Consider the following 20,643-nt stretch of genomic DNA (forward strand, 5'->3'; position numbering starts at 1 on the left):
CTGGTGGAAAAGAAAACAGTGATTACAAAATGTGCAATCACACTACACGAATACCTCTAAATGGATCGCCCGTCAATGCGCAAAATTCACACCAATGTCATATTTGTGAGCTATACGGTAAATCATTTGTACAAAAAATGTGAGCCATAACAACTATTTTTCCGGCGTCAAAAATAAAAAAACCGCCTCAGGCGCACGACCTGAAGCGGTTAAATTTCCATTACTTTTATCTCAGGGAAGGCGCTTTATCTCATCTGCGATAGCGGCTGCTTCCTGACTCCATGCGCTTGCCAGTACTTTGACCATCTCATCATAGCCATCTTTCTGCTGGCTGGCTTCGATATGGAAAGGCCGCTTAATCAGTTGTCCGTTGTGGTTTAATAACCACTCCCCGCTGACGATAACCTTACCATCGTAACGTCCATGGAATCCGGTTACGGTAACGTTTAACGTATCCTGGGTGGTTCCCAACGGCTGGGAAGCGACGACCCAGCCAGGAAGCCGGGCGCTAAGATTCGCCACCAGCGTGTTACGTAATTGCTGGTCCAGCGGGCTGGCCCACAGATTGTTATTGGCAATCACATACTGGACATCACTGGTTTGATACACCACGCCGTTACCTGCCAGATAGTCAGGTACGGAAACCTGCTCTACCCATAAGAGACGGTTGCCCTGGCTTGCGGTGCTTTGCACACCGCTTTGCGCTATCGGGAGCTGATAATAGCTTTTATTCTCTCCGCCGGAGCTACATGACGCCAGCCAGAACGCCATTATCACGACTAGCCATTTTTTCATTGTTTCGCCCTCTTAGGCTCAGGATCTTTTTTATCCTTTGCTTCAAATACCAGCGCGTTGCTCTTCTCGTTCAGAGTTTTCAACACCGGTTGTAACTCACGAAGCACCTGATCGAGACGCTGCATATCCGCCACCATTTTGTTATACGCCGCCGATCCAGGCTGGAAGCCTTGCATACTGCGGTTAAGTTCGCGTAACGTCGTTTGCATATCCGCCGGAAGCTGCTGCATCGACTGACTGGAGGTAATCTTGTTCATATTATCCAGCGTGGTTTGCAACCGACGCATAGTACGCTGGCTTTCAGACAGCGTATTGGTCGCTTGTTCAATCATCGGATTCAGCGGCAGGTTGTTGATCTTATCCAACGTTTCCACCAGTCGCTGTTGAATTTGCGCCAGACCGCTGCTGACGGTGGGAATAATTTCATAACCATCAAATTCGCGTAGCCCGGTAATCGGCGGCTCCTTAGGATAAAAGTCCAGATCGACATACAGCGCCCCGGTCACCAGGTTACCGGTTTTAAGCGAAGCGCGTAAACCGCGCTTAAGCAGTTCCGTCAAATGCGCGCCAACATCCGCATTTTCTCCCAATTGCGCTTTCAGACGCTCCGGTTCAATGCGCACCAGCACAGGAATACGGTAATCATCGTTAAATACCTGGCGCATTTTAGACGCAAAGAAAGGCACTTTGCTTACCGTCCCCAGACGAATACCGCGGAACTCCAGCGGCGCGCCGGGTTGTAATCCGCGCACCGAATCTTTAAAGAACATCAGGTAATCGATATGATCGGTGTACAGCGAATCCTGAATACTTTTTTGATCGTCGTAGAGGTTAAACGCCGTTTTTTCGGCGACGGGTTGCCCCTGCTCAAGTCCTTCCGGCACATCAAAACTCACGCCGCCGCCAAACAACGTCGTCAACGATCCCATTTCCACGCGCATTCCCGCCGATGTCAGATCCACAGCGATACCGCTATCTTTCCAGAATCGGACATTACTGGTGACCAATCGATCGTTTGGCGCCTTAATGAACAACTGATAACTCATTGTCCGTTTTTGCGGATCGAAAGAGCTGGTTTCAACGGATCCTACCCGATAACCCCGGAACAGAACGGGATCGCCAGGACTGAGCTGACCGGCCTTTTTGCTGTCCAGAATCACACGAATACCTTTGGCATCGGGCGGCGCCAACGGCGGTGAGTCAAGAAGCTGATAGCTTTCCGGCTGACTGCCCTTACTTCCTGGTTGTAGTTCAATATACGCGCCTGATAACAACGTCCCAAGCCCGCTGATGCCTTCACGCCCCACCTGCGGTTTTACGACCCAAAATACCGAGTCTTTATGCAGCAACTTTTCCATACCGGAATGAAGCCGCGCTTTGATTTGTACATGGGTCAGATCGTCAGTCAGCGTCGCGCTTTCAACCACGCCGACATCCACGCTGCGACTTTTGATCGTCGTTTTTCCGCCTTCAATGCCTTCCGCATTGGTGGTAATTAAGGTAACTTCCGGTCCCTGGTGGCTGTAGTGATAAAACAGAATCCAGGCTCCGATAAGCGCAGTAACAATCGGGAATATCCAGACAGGCGACCAATTTTTCACCTTTTGTACTTTGGCTTCCCCTTTTTTAGGTTCCATGCTATCAGGACTCCTCATGGCCTGGTTCGTATTCACGATCCCACGACAGACGCGGATCAAAGGTCATCGCAGAAAACATTGTCATTATGACGACTAAAGCAAACATCAACGCACCCATCGCAGGATAAATATTCATTAACCCTCCCATACGCACCAGCGCAGAGAGTACAGCAATGACAAAGACATCAATCATTGACCAGCGCCCCACAAACTCCACTACTTCATAAATAAAATGCATCCGTTCACTGTCGCGCTTACCGTGGCCTTTCGCATCCCAACAAAGCCAGGCAATAGCGATCATTTTTAGCGTCGGCACCATAATACTGGCGAGAAAGATAACCGCCGCCACCGGATAAGACCCCTCGCTCCACAGCAAAATCACGCCAGCCAGAATGGTCGACGGCATTTTCGAGCCCAGTAAGTCGGTAATCATAATCGGCAAAATATTGGCGGGCAGATAAAGCATGATCGAGGTAAATAATAACGCCAGCGTCCACTGCAAACTGTTTTTACGCCGGACATAGCCTTTCGTATGGCAACGCGGACAGACGAGACTCTCCGCAGGCAGGATCGCCGTACAGCAGGCGCAAGAACGCAAAGACTGCCGGATACCGGTAATCCCCGGCGTTAACGGCTGCGCCAGTGCAGGCTGCGGGGCGATATCATCCCACAACCAGCGGCGATCGACACACTGGAACGCCCGCAGTTGAACGAGACAAAATAAGCACCAGGGAATAAAACTGCTGCCGATGCCGATATCGCCGTAGGCCATCAGCTTAACAAAACTGACCAACACCCCGGCGAGAAATATTTCTGCCATTCCCCACGATTTGAGGAGGAAAAAGATCCTTGCCAGCGTTTTTTTTACCGACAACGGCAGACTGGCGCGGTTGACAAGTAATAGAATGGTCACCAGGCAAAATGCCGGCACCAGTTGGACAAATAATAAAAAGAACGTGCCGAGGCTGGCGTAATCTTCAGAAAACATGACGCCGGGGATTTCCAGAAGCGTGACTTCGCTGGTGACGCCCGCGACATTCATATTCACGAAGGGAAAAAGGTTAGAAAGCAGCAACATAAATAGTGCTGCTAACGCATAGGCGGTAGGACGCTGCCGGGGCGCGTCCCACTCGGTCGTTAACGTTGCGCCGCATCGTGGACATGCTGCTTTTTGCCCATGCGAGAGGCGGGGTAAAGCCACCAGCATGTCGCATTGCGGGCACAATATGTGCTTCGCAGCATGGTGATGTTCACACATAGGCGCTCCTTTCGTTATGCCCCGTTTTTCAGGCCTTCAAGATACTCCCAACGTTCGAAGGCTTGCTCAAGTTCTTGCTCCGCCTGACTTAAATCGGCCAGAATTTTTTGCGTTTGCTCATGGGGTTGGCTAAAAAAGGCCGCATCCGCAACCTGCGCCTGTAGCGCTTCCAGCTTCGCTTCCAGGTCTTCAAGCTGACCGGGTAACTGCTCCAGCTCGCGCTGCAGTTTATAGCTTAGTTTGCTACTGCCACGTTTTACAATTTCTGCTTTAGGGGCAATAACTTCCTCATTTTTTTTCGCCATCGGCTGTTTCGTCGCCAGATGCTGCTCTTGCTGCGCACGCGCATCATGGTAGCCGCCGATATAACGTCCGATTTTGCCGCCGCCCTCGAAAATCCAGCATTCCGTCACGGTATTATCGACAAATTGCCGATCGTGGCTGACCAGTAGTACCGTGCCCTGATAGCCATCAATTAATTCTTCTAATAGTTCCAGCGTTTCGACGTCAAGATCGTTCGTTGGTTCATCAAGAATTAAAAGATTGCTCGGCTTGAGGAACAGTCGTGCCAGCAGCAGACGGTTACGTTCGCCGCCGGAAAGCGCGCGGACGGGCGTCATCGCCCGTTTGGGGTGAAACAGGAAGTCCTGCAAATAGCCCAGTACATGGCGCGGCTTACCGTTTACCATCACCTCTTGCTTGCCTTCCGCAAGGTTATCCATCACGGTTTTTTCCGGATCCAGTTCGGCGCGATGCTGATCGAAGTAGGCGACTTCCAGCTTCGTTCCTACGTGGATGCGCCCGCTGTCAGCCTGAAGCTGTCCCAGCATCAGTTTCAGTAGCGTGGTTTTACCGCAGCCGTTCGGGCCAATTAACGCAATCTTGTCGCCGCGCTGTACCTGAGCGGAGAAATCTTTTACCAGTTGTTTTCCTTCTACCTGGTAATCGACGTTTTCCATCTCAAAAACGATTTTACCGGAGCGCGTCGCCTCTTCGACCTGCATCTTCGCCGTGCCCATCACTTCCCGGCGCTCGCTGCGTTCACGACGCATCGCTTTTAACGCCCGCACGCGCCCTTCATTACGGGTGCGGCGCGCCTTGATACCCTGACGAATCCAGACTTCTTCCTGCGCCAGTTTGCGATCAAATTCCGCGTTTTGTAATTCTTCTACGCGCAGCGCTTCTTCTTTCTCCAGCAGGTATTGATCGTAATTTCCCGGATAGGTGACCAGTTTGCCACGATCGAGATCGACAATGCGGGTTGCCATATTGCGAATAAACGAACGATCGTGAGAGATAAAAATAATCGTTCCGTTAAAGGTTTTCAAAAACCCTTCCAGCCAGTCGATAGTTTCGATATCCAGATGGTTAGTCGGTTCATCCAGTAACAATACGCGCGGATTGCTGACCAGCGCCCGACCCAGCGCGGCTTTACGCAGCCAGCCGCCGGAGAGCGACGACAGCGCGGCGTTAGGATCGAGTCCAAGCTGCGCCAGCACTTCATTAATACGGTTTTCCAGCTGCCACAGATTATGATGATCGAGCTGTTCCTGTACGCGCGCCATTTCATTGAGGTTTTTCTCGCTGGGATCGGTCATCACCAGACGGGAAATCTCATGATAGCGCTTGAGGTATTCCGCTTGTTCTTCGATACCTTCGGCGACAAAGTCATAGACGCTGCCCGCAATATTACGGGGCGGGTCCTGTTGCAGACGCGCGACGATCAGATCCTGCTCATAAATAATACGCCCATCGTCCAGACCCTGTTCGCGGTTGAGGATCTTCATCAAGGTGGATTTCCCGGCGCCGTTACGCCCCACCAGACAGACGCGTTCGTTATCTTCGATATGCAACTCTGCGTTATCGAGAAGCGGCGCGTCGCTGAACGACAGCCATGCGCCATGCATACTGATTAATGACATTTACTTTTCCTTTCAGGCGGCGCGGATCAGCCAGCAGTTATGAATCTGACGGTTACGGGCAAAATCCGGGGAAAGCGTTTTTTGCGTAATTTCTTGTGCGGTAAGCCCCAGCTCAGCCAGCCCTTCCAGATCCATACGGAATCCGCGCTTATTATTTGAGAACATGATGGTGCCGCCTTTACGCAGCAGGCGTTTTAAATCTTTCATTAACGCGACATGATCGCGCTGAACATCAAACGACTCTTCCATACGTTTTGAGTTAGAGAACGTCGGCGGATCGATAAAGATCAAATCGAACTGTTCATTCGCCTCGCGCAGCCAGCCCAGGCAGTCGGCCTGAATCAGGCGATGCGCGCGGCCGCTCAGTCCGTTCAGACGCAAATTACGTTCGGCCCACTCCAGATAGGTGCGGGACATATCCACCGTTGTGGTGCTGCGCGCGCCGCCCAGACCCGCATGTACACTGGCGCTGCCGGTATAAGAAAAGAGATTCAGGAAATCTTTGCCTTTGCTCATTTCTCCCAGCATTCTGCGGGCAATACGGTGATCGAGGAACAGACCGGTGTCGAGATAATCCGTCAGATTTACCCATAAGCGCGCATTATATTCGCTGACCTCAAGGAACTCGCCCTTCTCGCTCATTTTCTGATACTGGTTTTTTCCTTTTTGCCGTTCACGGGTTTTTAACACCAGTTTATTCGGCGGAATACCGAGCACTGACAAGGTTGCCGCAATAATATCGAACAGACGTTGCCGCGCTTTTTGCGCATCCACCGTTTTCGGCGGCGCATATTCCTGAATCACCGCCCAGTCGCCGTAACGGTCTACCGCCACGTTATATTCCGGCAGGTCGGCATCATACAAGCGATAGCATTCAATCCCTTCCTGGCGCGCCCATTTCTCCAGCTTTTTAAGATTTTTACGCAGGCGATTAGCGTAATCTTCCGCCACCGTCGCCGGTTTACTGTCCGCCGTGGTTTCCGCAATATGATAGTTTTTCTGCACGCAGTCCAGCGGGCCATTCTTGGCTTTAAACTGTTTGTCGGCACGCAATTGCAGGCTGCCCAGCAGATCGGGCGAAGCGCTGAACAGCGACAGGTTCCAGCCGCCAAACTGATTTTTCATGGTACGGCCCAGCAGGCTGTGCAACGCAATCAGCGCCGGTTCGCTGTCCAGACGTTCGCCGTAAGGCGGGTTACTGATCACCGTACCATACGGGCCTTTCGGCAATGGATTACTCAGTTGCGCCACATCTTTCACTTCAAAGGTGATAAGCTCCCCGATACCGGCGCGACGGGCGTTGCTGCGCGCCCGCTCAATGACGCGCGCATCGCTGTCGGAACCGTAGAAATGAGAGGAATACTCTGCCAGTCCCTTACGCGCCCGGGTCTGCGCTTCGGCTTTCACTTCCTGCCAGATAGTCTCGTCATGCTGCGCCCAGCCGCTAAATCCCCAGTGACCACGGTGCAGTCCCGGCGCGCGATCGGTCGCCCACATCGCGGCCTCAATCAACAGTGTCCCCGAACCACACATAGGGTCGAGCAGCGGTGTACCTGGCTGCCAGCCGGAACGCATAACAATCGCTGCCGCCAGCGTCTCTTTAATTGGCGCCAGCCCGGTGCGATCGCGATAACCGCGCAGGTGCAGGCCATCACCACTGAGATCCAGCGCAATGCTGGCCGTTTCTTTATTCAGCCAGACGTTAATACGGAGGTCCGGCGATTCGCGGTCCACATTTGGACGCGGAAGATTTTTCCGCGTAAACGCATCGACAATCGCGTCTTTAACTTTCATCGCGCCATACTGACTATTACGGATGGTGTCGTTCAGGCCGCTGAAATGCACCGCAAACGTCGCGCCAGGATTAAAAATCTCTGTCCAGTTTATCGCCTGAACGCCGAGGTAAAGATCGAGATCGCTGTAGACCTTGCACTCACCCATCGGCAGGATAATACGCGAGGCCAGGCGGCTCCACATCAGGCTCTGGTAAATAAGCCGCGTGTCGCCCTGAAAATGGACCCCACCCTGAACAACCTGACACCCTACGGCGCCCAGTTTTTCCAGTTCAGTTTTTAACAGCTCTTCCAGCCCGCGGGCCGTACTGGCAAACAGAGAATTCATATTGTCACTTTTACGCTAAGAAAATTGTTGCGCATTATAGCTAATCTCACGCCCATGTCATAAAGTTGAAGGCTTATTTTCATTTGAGGGACTGTACGGTGGCGACGTTATCACGGCTCTTTATTCATCCGGTCAAATCCATGCGCGGCATTGGCCTCACTCATGCGCTGGCAGATATCAGCGGCCTGGCTTTTGATCGCATCTTCATGGTGACCGAGCCTGACGGCACATTTATTACCGCCCGCCAGTTTCCACAAATGGTACGTTTTACCCCCTCTCCCTTACACGACGGCCTCCATTTGACCGCGCCAGACGGCAGTAGCGCGCTGGTTCGCTTTACGGATTTCCCCCCGCAGGATGCGCCGACCGAGGTCTGGGGAAACCATTTTACCGCTCGCGTCGCCCCGACGGCGATTAATCAATGGTTGAGCGGCTTTTTCTCCCGCGATGTCCAGTTGCGCTGGGTTGGGCCGCAGTTGACGCGCCGGGTTAAACGGCATAACGCGGTGCCGCTGGGATTTGCCGATGGCTACCCGTATTTATTGACCAACGAAGCCTCGCTGCGCGATCTGCAACAGCGTTGTCCGGCAGGCGTACAAATGGAACAATTTCGCCCAAACTTAGTGGTTTCCGGCGTAGCGGCCTGGGAGGAAGATAGCTGGAAAGTGCTTCGCATTGGCGATGTGATTTTTGACGTCGTGAAGCCCTGTAGCCGCTGTATTTTTACGACCGTCAGCCCTGAAAAGGGGCAAAAACATCCTTCCGGCGAACCGCTGGCGACACTGCAAGCTTTTCGTACCGCCCAGGACAATGGCGATGTGGATTTCGGTCAGAATCTGATTGCCCGCAATAGCGGCGTCGTTCGCGTCGGCGATGAAGTGGAGATTCTGGCGACAGCTCCGGCAAAAGCTTATGGCGCCACAACGGTCGACGACAGAGTTACGCCAGATAAACACCCGGACGCGAGTGTAACCATCGACTGGCAGGGGCAAACCTTCTGCGGGAATAATCAACAGGTACTACTGGAACAGTTGGAGAATCAGGGGATTCGTATTCCGTATTCTTGCCGGGCTGGTATCTGTGGTTGCTGCCGGATACGTTTGCTGGAAGGCGAAGTAAGTCCGCTGAAAAAATCGGCTATGGGTGACGATGGTACGATTCTGAGCTGTAGCTGCGTGCCTAAGACCGCGTTACGACTGGAAAATTAAACCGCTTGTTCAAGGCTGAAACTGTGGCAGTGAACCTGCGGTTTCAGCCTGTCGTTCATAATTTTAATCGCATCGCCAAGCTGCATGGTTCGGCCTGCTATCACCACACCCGGCTGGGCCAGCAGACACAGCGCGGCATTTTCTCCCGGCTCAACGACCAACAAATTAACCTGTTCCGCCGTATCGCTTAACCAGACGCTTGCGGCATCACCCGTTCCTGGGGTCCACATTTCGCCATGCGCTACAAAATGCCAGCTTTTTGGCATCTGCGGTTTGAGATAGCGAATCGCCACCAGCGCATTCAACACCAACTCCGCGCGTTGCTCTTTGGTTAATTCGAAATCCCGGCATTTTTCTTCAAAGGAAAAATAGAGCGCGGCATCATCCACACAAAAACCGGTCGGGCAAAACGCGTCCGGCGTAAGCATTTTACGAGAGAAGCGCGAGCGAAAAAGCATACCATTGGCGAGATCGAGCATCATACGATCGTGCTCTTCATCATAATACCAGCGCCAGTTATCGTCAGGTTTAATTCGCATTACCTCTCTCCCGCTTTTAAGCAACTCGTAACAGCATTGTCCTTTTGCCGCTTCGTTTATTACCCCAATAATAAAAGCCTAAAATGTCTAAATAAGCAACAGTGGAGAAATATAAAACAACCAGCGCCGGAAATAAAGCCCTGGTTGTCTGATAAAGGGTTAAGTTTAGATGTGCGTTACGATTTCTTTAATCAATGGCGGGCCTTTAAAAATAAAGCCGGAATAAATTTGTACCAGCGTAGCTCCTGCCGCTATCTTCTCGCGCGCGGCGATAACTGAGTCAATGCCGCCGACGCCGATAATAGGCAATTGTCCTTTTAACTCCTGGGATAAACGGCGAATAATTTCTGTGCTTTTTAATTGTAATGGCCGGCCACTTAATCCCCCCGTTTGCTGGCAATTTTTCATTCCTTGTACCAGAGAACGATCGAGGGTGGTATTTGTCGCAATCACCCCATCAATATTATGACGAAGCAGGCTATCGGCAACCTGGATCAATTCTTCTTCACAAAGATCCGGCGCGATCTTTACTGCCACCGGCACATATTTATGGTGGATCGCCTGAAGATCGTTTTGCTTATTTTTAATGGCAGTTAACAGATCGTCCAGCGCATCGCCATACTGGAGCGTACGTAGCCCTGGCGTATTCGGCGAAGAAATATTAATGGCGATATAACCCGCATAAGCATAGACTTTTTCCATACAAATCAGGTAGTCATCTTTGCCATTTTCGACAGGCGTATCTTTATTTTTACCGATGTTAATTCCCAGAATACCATCAAAATGGGCTTTTTTAACATTCTCGACCAGGTTATCGACGCCCAGATTATTAAAGCCCATCCGATTGATCAGACCTTCAGCATCCACCAGACGAAAAAGACGCGGCTTATCGTTACCCGGCTGTGGGCGCGGCGTCACGGTGCCGATTTCCAGGGAGCCAAACCCCATCGCGCCTAACGCGTCGATGCACTCCCCGTCTTTATCCAGACCGGCAGCCAACCCCAGTGGATTTTTAAAGGTAAGTCCCATGCAGGTAACCGGCTTTGTCGGTACTTTCTGGCGCACCAGCGCTTCCAGCGGCGTACCTGTAATGCGGCGTAATTGTTGAAATGTAAATTCATGAGCGCGCTCTGGATCGAGCTGGAAAAGGGCTTTACGAACGAAGGGATAGTACATGAACTCTCCTGGATTCCCGGTGTGCAAACCGGGGGCGTATTATGGGCGATAACAAGGCAAAAGGGAATTGACCTACGGCAATAAATAGCAATCGTTTTCCTTCATTCTCACTTCACGTTTCGCCAGCGAGCGTCATCGTCCGGCAAAAAAATACCCGGCAGCGCTAACGCTTACCGGGCATGTCTTACCTCTTTATAACGGATACTGTCAGGCTAACGCTTTAGTTATCTTCTCGTACAGATCGCCGGAAAGATTCTCCAGTCCTTTTAACTGCTCCAGCGCCGCGCGCATTTTCTCCTGACGCTTATCATCATAACGTTTCAGACGAATCAGCGGTTCAATGAGGCGAGATGCTACCTGCGGGTTACGGCTATTCAGATCGGTCAGCATCTCGACCAGGAACTGGTATCCGCTACCGTCTTGCGCATGGAACGCCGCCGGGTTGCTGCCAGCAAACGCGCCAATTAATGAACGGATGCGGTTCGGGTTGCTCATACTGAAAGAACGGTGTTTGAGCAGGCCGCGTACGGTTTCCAGTACATTTTCCGCCGGGCTTGTGGATTGCAGGATAAACCATTTATCCATCACCAGGCCGTCCTGATGCCACTTATCGTCATACTCCTGCATCAGCATATCGCGGCACGGCAACTGCGCCGCCACCGCAGCAGACAGGGCCGCCAGCGCATCGGTCATATTATTGGCGTCGCGATACTGTTTGCTGACCAGCGTATTAGCCAGCTCCGTCTCACCAAACGCCAGGAAGCGCAGGCAAGCATTGCGCAGCGTGCGCTTACCGATATCGCCGTGATCAACACGATACTCATCCAGATGATTGGCGTTATAGATAGCCAGGAACTCATCCGCCAGTTCTGCCGCCAGCGTACGCGTTAGCGCTTCACGAACTTGCGCAATGGCGATCGGGTCGATGACCTCAAACAGCTCCGCAATTTCATTGGCCGAAGGCAGCGTTAAAATTTCTGCGGCCAACGCCGGATCGATTTTCTCATCCAACAGTACTGCGCGGAACGCATCAGCGACATGCACCGGAAGCGATAGCGGTTGCCCCTGCTGATGACGCGCCACATTCAGTTTAATGTATGTGGCCAGCAGGCTTTGCGCCGCATCCCAACGGGAGAAATCATTGCGCGCATGGCGCATCAGGAACGTCAACTGCTGATCGCTCCATTTATATTCCAGTTTCACCGGCGCTGAAAACTCGCACAGCAAGGCCGGAACAGGTTGGAAGTAAACATTATCGAAGGTAAATGTCTGCTCCGCCTGCGTGACGTTCAGCACGGCATTGACCGGGTGACCGCCTTTTTGCAACGGAATGACGTTGCCTTCGTTATCGTACAGTTCGATGGCGAATGGAATATGCAGCGGCTGCTTCTCCGCCTGATCCGCCGTCGCCGGAGTGCGCTGGCTGATGGTCAACGTGTACTGCTCGGTTTCCGGATTATAATCATCTTTTACCGTTACAATCGGCGTGCCGGACTGACTGTACCAGCGGCGGAAATGGGACAAATCGACATTAGAAGCATCTTCCATCGCCTGTACGAAGTCATCACACGTCGCGGCGCTGCCGTCATGGCGCTCAAAATAAAGCTGCATCCCCTTCTGGAAATTTTCCTCACCCAGCAACGTGTGGATCATGCGAATGACTTCCGCACCCTTTTCATAAACGGTGAGGGTGTAGAAGTTATTCATTTCGATTACTTTATCCGGGCGGATAGGATGCGCCATCGGGCTGGCGTCTTCCGCGAATTGTAAACCGCGCATGGTACGCACGTTACTGATGCGGTTCACCGCGCGTGACCCCAAATCAGAGCTAAACTCCTGATCGCGGAACACGGTTAGCCCCTCTTTCAGGCTCAACTGGAACCAGTCGCGGCAGGTGACGCGGTTGCCGGTCCAGTTGTGGAAATACTCATGACCTATCACGCGCTCAATATCGAGATAATCTTTATCCGTCGCGGTATCGGTTCGCGCCAACACGTATTTGGAGTTAAAGATATTGAGACCTTTATTCTCCATCGCGCCCATATTAAAGAAATCCACCGCGACAATCATATAGATGTCGAGGTCATATTCGAGCCCAAAACGCGTTTCATCCCATTTCATGGAATTTTTCAGCGAGGTCATTGCCCACGGCGCGCGATCCAGATTGCCACGGTCAACGTACAGTTCTAATGCGACTTCACGCCCGGAGCGGGTGGTAAAGGTATCGCGCAGCACGTCAAAATCACCGGCCACCAGCGCAAACAGATAACACGGTTTCGGGAACGGATCTTGCCACTGAACCCAGTGACGGCCATTCTCCAGTTCACCCTGCGCAACACGGTTGCCATTGGAAAGCAGGAACGGATATTTGCTTTTATCCGCAATAATTTTGGTGGTAAATCGCGCCAGTACGTCCGGGCGGTCAAGATACCAGGTAATATGGCGGAAGCCCTCCGCTTCACACTGGGTACAGAGCGCATCGCCGGACTGGTACAATCCTTCCAGCGCCGTATTCGCCGCCGGACTTATCTCGTTGACAATGCGTAACGTAAAACGCTCTGGCAGGTCGCTGATGATAAGCGCGCCCTCTTCTTCCTTATATGCTGTCCACGGCGCATCGTTGACGTGGATAGATACCAGCGTTAAATCTTCCCCATCAAGGCGAAGAGGCGCATCAGGCGCGCCATGACGAACAGCCTGGCTTATTGCGGTGACCACGGTTTTTTCGGCATCGAGGTCAAAGGTCAAGTCAATATCAGTAATCTGGTAATCCGGCGCGCGATAGTCATGGCGGTATTTGGCTTGTGGCTGTTGTGTCATAAAAAACCTTTCGCATCTTTGTGTAGAGTGTCGACTCCAGTCTATTCCTGTTGCGCAAATCGCGCTACGCAGAATGTTCATCTTTTCAGGCACAAACGGCCTATTTGCTACATTTTTATAACATGGGGCACGAAATGCGCTCGACCCTAAAGACAGCTTATGGTGTGATCGGGGTTCAATAAATCGCTAAACAAGGTATACTCCAGCGGTTTTCTTAGTTGTTTATTGTACTAAACGCTCCCGTGAGAGGACGCAACAGCGCACCTATGACACAATTCGCTTCTCCTGTTCTGCACTCGTTGCTGGATACAGATGCTTATAAGTTGCATATGCAGCAAGCCGTTTTTCACCACTACTATGATGTGCAGGTAGCGGCTGAGTTTCGTTGCCGTGGCGACGACCTGCTGGGTATTTATGCCGATGCTATTCGCGAGCAGGTGGACGCGATGCAGCACCTGCGCCTCCAGGAGGACGAGTTCCAGTGGCTCTCCGGCCTGCCCTTTTTTAAACCGGATTATCTGAACTGGTTACGCGAGTTTCGCTATAACCCGGCTCAAGTCTGTGTCACCAACGATAACGGCAAGCTGAATATTCGCTTAACCGGCCCGTGGCGTGAAGTCATTATGTGGGAAGTGCCGCTGCTGGCCGTGATCAGTGAGCTGGTTCATCACTACCGCTCGCCAAACGCGGGCGTTGATCAGGCGCTCGACGCGCTGGAAAGTAAGCTGGTTGATTTCACTGCGTTAACCGCCAATCTCGATATGTCCCGCTTCCACCTGATGGACTTCGGCACCCGCCGCCGTTTCTCTCGTGAAGTGCAGCAGGCGATAGTTAAACGTCTCCAGCAGGAGTCATGGTTCGTCGGCACCAGCAACTATGATCTCGCGCGTCGCCTGGCGCTGACGCCGATGGGCACTCAGGCGCACGAATGGTTCCAGGCGCATCAACAAATCAGTCCGGACCTGGCGACCAGCCAGCGTGCCGCGTTGGCCGCCTGGCTTAACGAATATCCGGACCAGCTTGGTATCGCATTGACAGATTGCATTACAATGGATGCGTTTTTACGCGATTTCGGCATTGAATTCGCCAGCCGTTATCAGGGGTTACGCCACGACTCAGGAGACCCTGTCGCATGGGGCGAAAAGGCGATTGCCCATTATGAAAAGCTGGGGATTGATCCGCTGACAAAAACGCTGGTCTTTTCAGATAACCTTGATCTGCCAAAGGCGGTCGAGCTCTATCGCCATTTCGCCTCTCGCGTGCAGTTAAGCTTCGGCATCGGTACCCGCCTGACCTGCGATATCCCTCAGGTAAAACCGCTCAATATCGTGATTAAGCTCGTGGAATGTAACGGAAAGCCGGTGGCTAAACTTTCCGACAGCCCCGGTAAAACGATCTGTCATGATAAAGCGTTTGTGCGCGCGCTGCGTAAAGCGTTCGATCTCCCGCAGGTGCGTAAAGCAAGTTAACCATGCCTGTGCGAAGCGCCCGGAAAGTGGGCGCTTTGTTACTCTTCTGACCATCTTACCTGTTCTGGCCGCGATGGTGACTATTCTTCCCCTTCACTCTTCGACATATTTACGTGCGTAATTTGCGTTGTTTTTTCAGAATTAGTGTCCCGCTGTGTACGCGTTCTGAATAAATTGAATTCGCTAATAAATTCTTTACGCAGCAAGAACAGAGCAATTACGTTGGGGATAACCAGAAAACCGACAGCAATATCAGCCATTAACCAGATTACCGGGATTTCCATATTAACGGCAATCAGTGGCGGCAAAAAATATAGCCATTTAATGATGCGTTCTAGCTTATCGCCAAAGATATAGTTTATTGAAGTGCGAAATTTAATATATGAACCAAGATAAGAAGTAAACAGAATCAACGCCACACCGAGACAGAGAACCTGAACAATAATCGGATGCCATGTTTCTTTTAAGGCGGCAAAGATAATCTGAATACCTTGATAACTGGCGTCTGTCCACATACCAGAAGCAAGTACAGCAAATGCGGTAAAGTTACAGGTAATCATTGAAACAAAAAATACTTCCACTGCCCCCCACATTCCCTGACGGAAAGCATAATCCACGTTGGCAGTAGCATGTACTGTGGCCGAGGTACCCATGCCGGCTTCGTTAGTGAATATTCCGCGACTGGCTCCTTTACTGATGGCCATCATGATGGTTGACCCGACAAAGCCACCGGCTGCTGGCGCAGGGGCAAAGGCATAATAGAAAATACTTTTTATAACCTGTGGGATAGCCTCGATATTCAATACCACTACACCAGCGGCACCAATGAAATAGGCAATGGTGATCGGTGGAAGTGCAATCGTACAGAATTTACCAAGACTGGCGAGCCCTTTTAAAATAACCAACGCGCCTACGATGACAATAAATCCCCCAATGACGCTTGTTGGGATGTCAAACGTATAGTGAATGACCGCCGCCATCGTATTAGTTTGTACAAAACAGGCATCCGTAATAACCAGAATCATTAATGCAAACGCATATAATCCTGCCAGGGGATGCCATTTTTTATTGAGCCCTTTCTTAATATAATGCATTGGGCCGCCATAATATTCGCCATTCTCACCTTTACTTCGGTATTTCACCGCCAGCGTCACTTCAACCATTTTGGTCATCATACCCACGACCGCAATGATCCACATCCAGAAAATTGCCCCAGGTCCGCCAACCGCAATAGCCGCAGCAACACCTGCGATCGTTCCCGCGCCTAATGAGCCGGATAGCACAGTGGCAGCCACCTCTATTGATTTTAAGGATTTTTTAGACGCTGCCTCGCCAGTAGTGTTTTGTTTATTTTTTCCGGCAAGTGTACCAATTGTATTACGGTAAATTTCTTTTAAATTGATAATCTGGAAAAATTTGAGGCGTACTGTAAAATAAAAGCCAATGCCGATGACACACAAAAATAATGGGCCACCCCATAGAAATTCAAAGAGTTGTGAAAGTTGCTCTAACATAATGACCTCGGATTTAAATTAATTCGTTCAGTCTCAGAAATAATCTTTCCAGTTCAGCGTAATCCTGAATTTTGCCAACAACACTAAACTGGAAAGTCAGCGGGTAGGAGCATCCCTTACTCACTAAATGCCGTTTTAATGGTATATTGTTATGAAGTTTTGCTTCCTGCATTAGGTTTATTATGCGTATAAAAAACGCGTTTTTTACATGCTGCCTTTATTCTCTAATTTTTTAGTCGTAATGTTTAAGCACTGCGTCCGTTCCAGACTATATCTTCATAAATATCTGGGGACGTATCGCCTTCGGTGCTAATAAGCAAAACATGAGCATTGGCATCAAGCTGTAAGCGATTAGCAAGATCCTGATAATGCATATTGTTCATCAACTCATAAAGTAACCCTACGCCAATAGCTCCGGACTCGCCGGAAATAAAAGGCGTATCAGTGCCTGGACGCGGCGCGGCAGAAATGCGCATACCCTTAGCCGCCAGACAATCATCAGCGGAAATAAAACAACTGGTGTTGTCCCGAATAATAGGCCAACTGATAATATTCGGCTCCCCACACGCAAGCCCGGCCATTATCGTCGCCATATCGCCAGTGACGCAGTGAGGTTGACCATCATTCATAACTGCGGATTGATAAAGACAGTTGGCCTGATGCGGCTCAACCACAATAATATTAGGGATATTTTCCTGCATTTTTTCAACAAAATAACCCATAACACTGCCAGCAAACGATCCCACCCCCGCTTGTAAAATAAGGTGGGTTGGCAACGGACTGTTTGTTTCTGCGAGCTGCTCATAAGCTTCAACCGCTAGTGTCATATAGCCTTGCATAATCCACGTTGGGATCTCTTCATACCCTGTCCAGGCTGTATCCTGCAAAAGCACCCAGCCTTTTGTTTGCGCCATTCTATGGGCCAGTCGCACTGCATCATCGTAGTTCAGATCGGTGATGGTGCATTCAGCTCCATGATGGCGAATATTCTCTGCCCGGATTAACGATGATCCTTTAGGCATATAAACGACGGCTTTTAGACCTAATTGCTCCGCCGCCCACGCCACACCACGGCCATGATTGCCATCCGTCGCGGTAACAAAAACACAATCCTTAATTTTTTCTTTAATCTCAGGAGTGTTAAGGGCAGCAAAACTTAACGAGTTAATATCACATTGCAATTTATCAGCGAGATATTTTCCTACAGCATAAGAGCCGCCCAGACCTTTAAAAGCATTCAGACCAAAACGCCAGGATTCATCTTTAATATGGATGGACCCTAGTCCAAGCCGCCGGCTTAGATGCGCCAGATTATGTAACGGCGTGACGGCATAATTGGGTAATTTTTTATGAAATGCTAACACCTCACGCCCAACATTTCCGTTAAGCAAACTTAAGGCCGCTCCTGTACCATATTTTTTCCGACGTGTATTAAACTGGTATTTAATAAGTTCATGCATAATGATACCTTTTGTTAAAGTTTATTTATTGAAATAATATGTTTTTGGCAATTATTGAGTAGAAACAAGTAAAGAACTCGCGTTTTGTGGCTGTAGTAGTGGTTATCCTCACTTTAATAAACCGTACTGATAAAAGAGTCGCACAATATCTATTACGTCCTTTTCTTTATTCCACTGATTATGATAGTACTATGCTTATTGCTGTTAAATGGCGCGAAAATGCCCATCGTCGTGCAATTTTCACCTTTTTTTAACGACCTGGACGCAGCAAAATTGCGCACAGTGATAGTCATCACATTAAAGAGGTTATTTGCGATATGAAGCTTGACGCCTGGGATAAAAACATTCTGACATTATTGCAACGCGATAATCGTCTTTCTCAGCGGGAAATCGCCGAACAGGTCAATCTTTCACCTTCGGCAGTGAATCGTCGTATCGCGGCACTGGAGGAGGCGGGCATAATTAAAGGCAATGTCAGCCTTGTTGATGCTGGCAAAGTGGGACGCCCGGTCACGATTGTGGTGCAGGTGGTGATCGAAAACGAGCGATTCAATTTACTGGAAGAGGCTCGTCAACGGTTTGTCAGTTGCCCGCAGGTGCAGCAGGTCTACTACGTAACGGGCGATTTCGACTTTTTACTGGTGCTCAATGTTCGTGACATGGCGGAATATGAAACGCTTACCCGTGAGCTTTTCTTTTCCTCAGGCAATATTAAGTCTTTTAAAACGATTGTCGTGATGCAAAACGCCAAGCAAGAGATGCGCGTCCTGATCGAGTAACGTGCGCAAAGCTTGCAAAACCAGCCTAAATTTTCAATGGTTCGCGAGCAGGTGCGAACTTTTTACAGGTTTCTTTCTGAAAACCTGCTTCCAGATGCGATTTCTGCTTGTCTGATTGCAGATGCCAGGTAACATAGGAATACCCCCATTTCGGGTGGACAAGTGTTTATTTTTTCCGACTATTAACTAGAGAAAATATTATGAGCGTTGTGCCTGTAGCCGACGTACTCCAGGGCCGTGTAGCCGTTGACCAAGAAGTCACCGTGCGCGGATGGGTGCGTACCCGCCGAGATTCAAAAGCTGGCATCTCCTTCCTCGCCGTTTATGACGGCTCCTGCTTTGATCCTGTACAGGCTGTCATTAATAATTCTCTGCCCAATTATAATGAAGAAGTATTACACCTGACGACAGGCTGCTCCGTGGTAGTAACAGGTAAGGTTGTCGCGTCGCCGGGACAGGGGCAAAGTTTCGAAATCCAGGCCACGAAAGTAGAGGTCGCAGGCTGGGTGGAAGATCCGGATACCTACCCGATGGCGGCAAAACGCCATAGCATTGAGTATCTGCGTGAGGTCGCGCATCTGCGCCCGCGCACCAACCTGATTGGCGCGGTAGCGCGCGTCCGCCATACTCTGGCGCAGGCGCTGCATCGCTTCTTCGATGAGCAGGGTTTCTTTTGGGTCTCTACCCCGCTGATTACCGCTTCCGATACCGAAGGCGCTGGCGAAATGTTCCGCGTCTCAACGTTGGATCTGGAAAACCTGCCGCGTAACGACCAGGGCAGAGTAGATTTTGACAAAGACTTTTTTGGCAAAGAATCATTCCTGACCGTCTCCGGCCAGCTCAACGGTGAAACGTATGCCTGTGCGCTGTCCAAAATCTATACTTTTGGGCCGACCTTCCGCGCGGAAAATTCCAACACCAGCCGCCACCTGGCGGAGTTCTGGATGCTGGAGCCGGAAGTGGCGTTCGCCGATCTGGAAGACAACGCCCGTCTGGCGGAAGCCATGCTGAAATATGTCTTCAAGGCGGTTCTGGAAGAGCGTGCGGATGACATGAAGTTCTTTGCCGAACGCGTGGATAAAGACGCTATCGCTCGTCTGGAGCGTTTTGTCTCCACCGACTTTGCTCAGGTGGATTACACCGATGCGGTCGCCATTCTGGAACGCTGTGGTAAGACATTTGAAAACCCGGTGTTCTGGGGCGTCGACCTCTCTTCCGAACACGAACGCTATCTGGCGGAAGAGCATTTCAAAGCGCCGGTAGTGGTGAAAAACTATCCGAAGGAAATTAAAGCGTTTTACATGCGCCTTAACGAAGATGGCAAAACCGTGGCGGCCATGGATGTGCTGGCGCCGGGAATCGGCGAAATCATCGGTGGTTCCCAGCGTGAAGAGCGTCTGGATGTGCTGGATGCCCGTATGGCCGAAATGGGGCTGAATAAAGAGGATTACTGGTGGTATCGCGACTTACGTCGCTACGGTACTGTACCGCATTCCGGCTTTGGCCTGGGCTTTGAACGCCTTATCGCTTACGTCACGGGTGTGCAAAACGTGCGCGATGTTATTCCGTTCCCACGGACCCCACGCAACGCCAGCTTCTGATTTTTACGTCACACTCAAGGCCAGCTATGCTGGCCTTTTTTTTCGCCTGAATGTCAGTTTTATTATCAATAAGTAAATAAATTTAATTACAACCCTCTGAATTACCACATCTTGTTACTGTATATTTCACAAAAATATTTACACATAAAAATTAATCCTTAATTTTATTGCGGATTAGATTTTTCTGCTCTAATAGCACAATTTTTCACCACAATTTCGGACATCAAGACTTCTAAATGGCTATTTTTATGAAATAGCTCGTCTGCTGTTTTTTCAGGCACAACGGTGCTACAAGCCAATAATCACAATAAAATCATAGTGATAAAATAAAAATGATCAAATCA

General features: G+C 50.5%; 14 protein-coding genes. 4 read left to right on the forward strand and 10 right to left on the reverse strand.

All coding sequences use genetic code 11. The features are described 5' to 3' along the window. Nucleotides 1-231: 231 nt before the first annotated feature. Genes pqiC through rlmKL form a run of 5 tightly spaced genes read right to left on the reverse strand, consistent with a single transcriptional unit; the run spans nt 232 to nt 7,733 of the window. Nucleotides 232-795 carry a membrane integrity-associated transporter subunit PqiC gene (pqiC, locus tag NA330_RS03595; RefSeq protein ID WP_000759136.1) on the reverse strand — a complete coding sequence of 188 codons (564 nt, stop codon included), beginning with the start codon at nt 793-795 and terminating at the stop codon, nt 232-234. After that, nucleotides 792-2,432 carry an intermembrane transport protein PqiB gene (pqiB, locus tag NA330_RS03600; RefSeq protein ID WP_000433414.1) on the reverse strand — a complete coding sequence of 547 codons (1,641 nt, stop codon included), beginning with the start codon at nt 2,430-2,432 and terminating at the stop codon, nt 792-794. The genes pqiC and pqiB overlap by 4 nt, the downstream gene beginning before the upstream one ends. Nucleotides 2,433-2,436: 4 nt before the next feature. Beyond that, nucleotides 2,437-3,690, reverse strand: coding sequence for a membrane integrity-associated transporter subunit PqiA (gene pqiA / locus NA330_RS03605; protein WP_000333152.1), 1,254 nt, complete (start codon nt 3,688-3,690; stop codon nt 2,437-2,439). Between the two features lie 14 nt (nt 3,691-3,704). Further along, nucleotides 3,705-5,612 carry an ABC transporter ATP-binding protein gene (locus NA330_RS03610; RefSeq protein WP_023241543.1) on the reverse strand — a complete coding sequence of 636 codons (1,908 nt, stop codon included), beginning with the start codon at nt 5,610-5,612 and terminating at the stop codon, nt 3,705-3,707. A gap of 12 nt (nt 5,613-5,624) precedes the next feature. Further along, entirely contained in the window at nt 5,625-7,733 is a 2,109-nt protein-coding gene (gene rlmKL / locus NA330_RS03615) for a bifunctional 23S rRNA (guanine(2069)-N(7))-methyltransferase RlmK/23S rRNA (guanine(2445)-N(2))-methyltransferase RlmL (RefSeq protein ID WP_001086485.1), read from the reverse strand. A gap of 98 nt (nt 7,734-7,831) precedes the next feature. Here rlmKL and NA330_RS03620 point away from each other — a divergent pair, with 98 nt between their 5' ends. Continuing rightward, complete coding sequence (locus tag NA330_RS03620; RefSeq protein WP_052894791.1) at nt 7,832-8,941, forward strand: YcbX family protein; 1,110 nt, start codon at nt 7,832-7,834, stop codon at nt 8,939-8,941. Here NA330_RS03620 and zapC read toward each other — a convergent pair. The 3 genes from zapC to pepN all read right to left on the reverse strand — a co-directional run bounded on the left by zapC (nt 8,938) and on the right by pepN (nt 13,476). Then, complete coding sequence (gene zapC, locus NA330_RS03625) at nt 8,938-9,480, reverse strand: cell division protein ZapC (protein WP_001220671.1); 543 nt, start codon at nt 9,478-9,480, stop codon at nt 8,938-8,940. The genes NA330_RS03620 and zapC overlap by 4 nt on opposite strands. A 165-nt stretch (nt 9,481-9,645) precedes the next feature. Further along, a complete protein-coding gene (gene pyrD / locus NA330_RS03630) occupies nt 9,646-10,656 on the reverse strand; it encodes a quinone-dependent dihydroorotate dehydrogenase (protein WP_000291723.1) in 1,011 nt (336 codons plus the stop codon). Nucleotides 10,657-10,863: 207 nt separating this feature from the next. After that, nucleotides 10,864-13,476 carry an aminopeptidase N gene (gene pepN / locus NA330_RS03635; RefSeq protein ID WP_000193774.1) on the reverse strand — a complete coding sequence of 871 codons (2,613 nt, stop codon included), beginning with the start codon at nt 13,474-13,476 and terminating at the stop codon, nt 10,864-10,866. Nucleotides 13,477-13,742: 266 nt separating this feature from the next. Here pepN and pncB point away from each other — a divergent pair, with 266 nt between their 5' ends. After that, nucleotides 13,743-14,945, forward strand: coding sequence for a nicotinate phosphoribosyltransferase (gene pncB, locus NA330_RS03640; protein ID WP_000191404.1), 1,203 nt, complete (start codon nt 13,743-13,745; stop codon nt 14,943-14,945). Between the two features lie 80 nt (nt 14,946-15,025). Here the strand turns inward: pncB and NA330_RS03645 are convergent, their stop codons facing one another. Both NA330_RS03645 and dpaL read right to left on the reverse strand, forming a co-directional pair. Further along, on the reverse strand, nt 15,026-16,459 hold the full coding sequence (locus NA330_RS03645) for an alanine/glycine:cation symporter family protein (RefSeq protein ID WP_023244780.1): 1,434 nt from the start codon (nt 16,457-16,459) through the stop codon (nt 15,026-15,028). 245 nt (nt 16,460-16,704) lie between these two features. Next, a complete protein-coding gene (gene dpaL / locus NA330_RS03650) occupies nt 16,705-17,919 on the reverse strand; it encodes a diaminopropionate ammonia-lyase (protein ID WP_000544858.1) in 1,215 nt (404 codons plus the stop codon). A 317-nt stretch (nt 17,920-18,236) separates the two neighbouring features. Between dpaL and NA330_RS03655 the strand changes: the two genes are divergently transcribed. Continuing rightward, nucleotides 18,237-18,698, forward strand: a complete 462-nt coding sequence (locus tag NA330_RS03655) for an Lrp/AsnC family transcriptional regulator (protein WP_000762345.1) — start codon at nt 18,237-18,239, stop codon at nt 18,696-18,698. A 200-nt stretch (nt 18,699-18,898) separates the two neighbouring features. Further along, nucleotides 18,899-20,299 (forward strand): asparagine--tRNA ligase, encoded by a 1,401-nt coding sequence (gene asnS / locus NA330_RS03660; protein WP_000117867.1) that lies wholly within the window; start codon nt 18,899-18,901, stop codon nt 20,297-20,299. Nucleotides 20,300-20,643: the final 344 nt, after the last annotated feature.

It is taken from the genome of Salmonella sp. NW722 (genome assembly GCF_051702785.1).
In the GTDB taxonomy this organism is placed as follows: domain Bacteria; phylum Pseudomonadota; class Gammaproteobacteria; order Enterobacterales; family Enterobacteriaceae; genus Salmonella; species Salmonella enterica.

Coding starts and splice junctions, on each gene's coding strand:
- pqiC (WP_000759136.1), bottom strand. CDS start 795: ATGAAAAAATGGCTAGTCGTGATAATGGCGTTCTGGCTGGCGTCATGT.
- pqiB (WP_000433414.1), bottom strand. CDS start 2,432: ATGGAACCTAAAAAAGGGGAAGCCAAAGTACAAAAGGTGAAAAATTGG.
- pqiA (WP_000333152.1), bottom strand. CDS start 3,690: ATGTGTGAACATCACCATGCTGCGAAGCACATATTGTGCCCGCAATGC.
- NA330_RS03610 (WP_023241543.1), bottom strand. CDS start 5,612: ATGTCATTAATCAGTATGCATGGCGCATGGCTGTCGTTCAGCGACGCG.
- rlmKL (WP_001086485.1), bottom strand. CDS start 7,733: ATGAATTCTCTGTTTGCCAGTACGGCCCGCGGGCTGGAAGAGCTGTTA.
- zapC (WP_001220671.1), bottom strand. CDS start 9,480: ATGCGAATTAAACCTGACGATAACTGGCGCTGGTATTATGATGAAGAG.
- pyrD (WP_000291723.1), bottom strand. CDS start 10,656: ATGTACTATCCCTTCGTTCGTAAAGCCCTTTTCCAGCTCGATCCAGAG.
- pepN (WP_000193774.1), bottom strand. CDS start 13,476: ATGACACAACAGCCACAAGCCAAATACCGCCATGACTATCGCGCGCCG.
- pncB (WP_000191404.1), top strand. CDS start 13,743: ATGACACAATTCGCTTCTCCTGTTCTGCACTCGTTGCTGGATACAGAT.
- NA330_RS03645 (WP_023244780.1), bottom strand. CDS start 16,459: ATGTTAGAGCAACTTTCACAACTCTTTGAATTTCTATGGGGTGGCCCA.
- dpaL (WP_000544858.1), bottom strand. CDS start 17,919: ATGCATGAACTTATTAAATACCAGTTTAATACACGTCGGAAAAAATAT.
- NA330_RS03655 (WP_000762345.1), top strand. CDS start 18,237: ATGAAGCTTGACGCCTGGGATAAAAACATTCTGACATTATTGCAACGC.
- asnS (WP_000117867.1), top strand. CDS start 18,899: ATGAGCGTTGTGCCTGTAGCCGACGTACTCCAGGGCCGTGTAGCCGTT.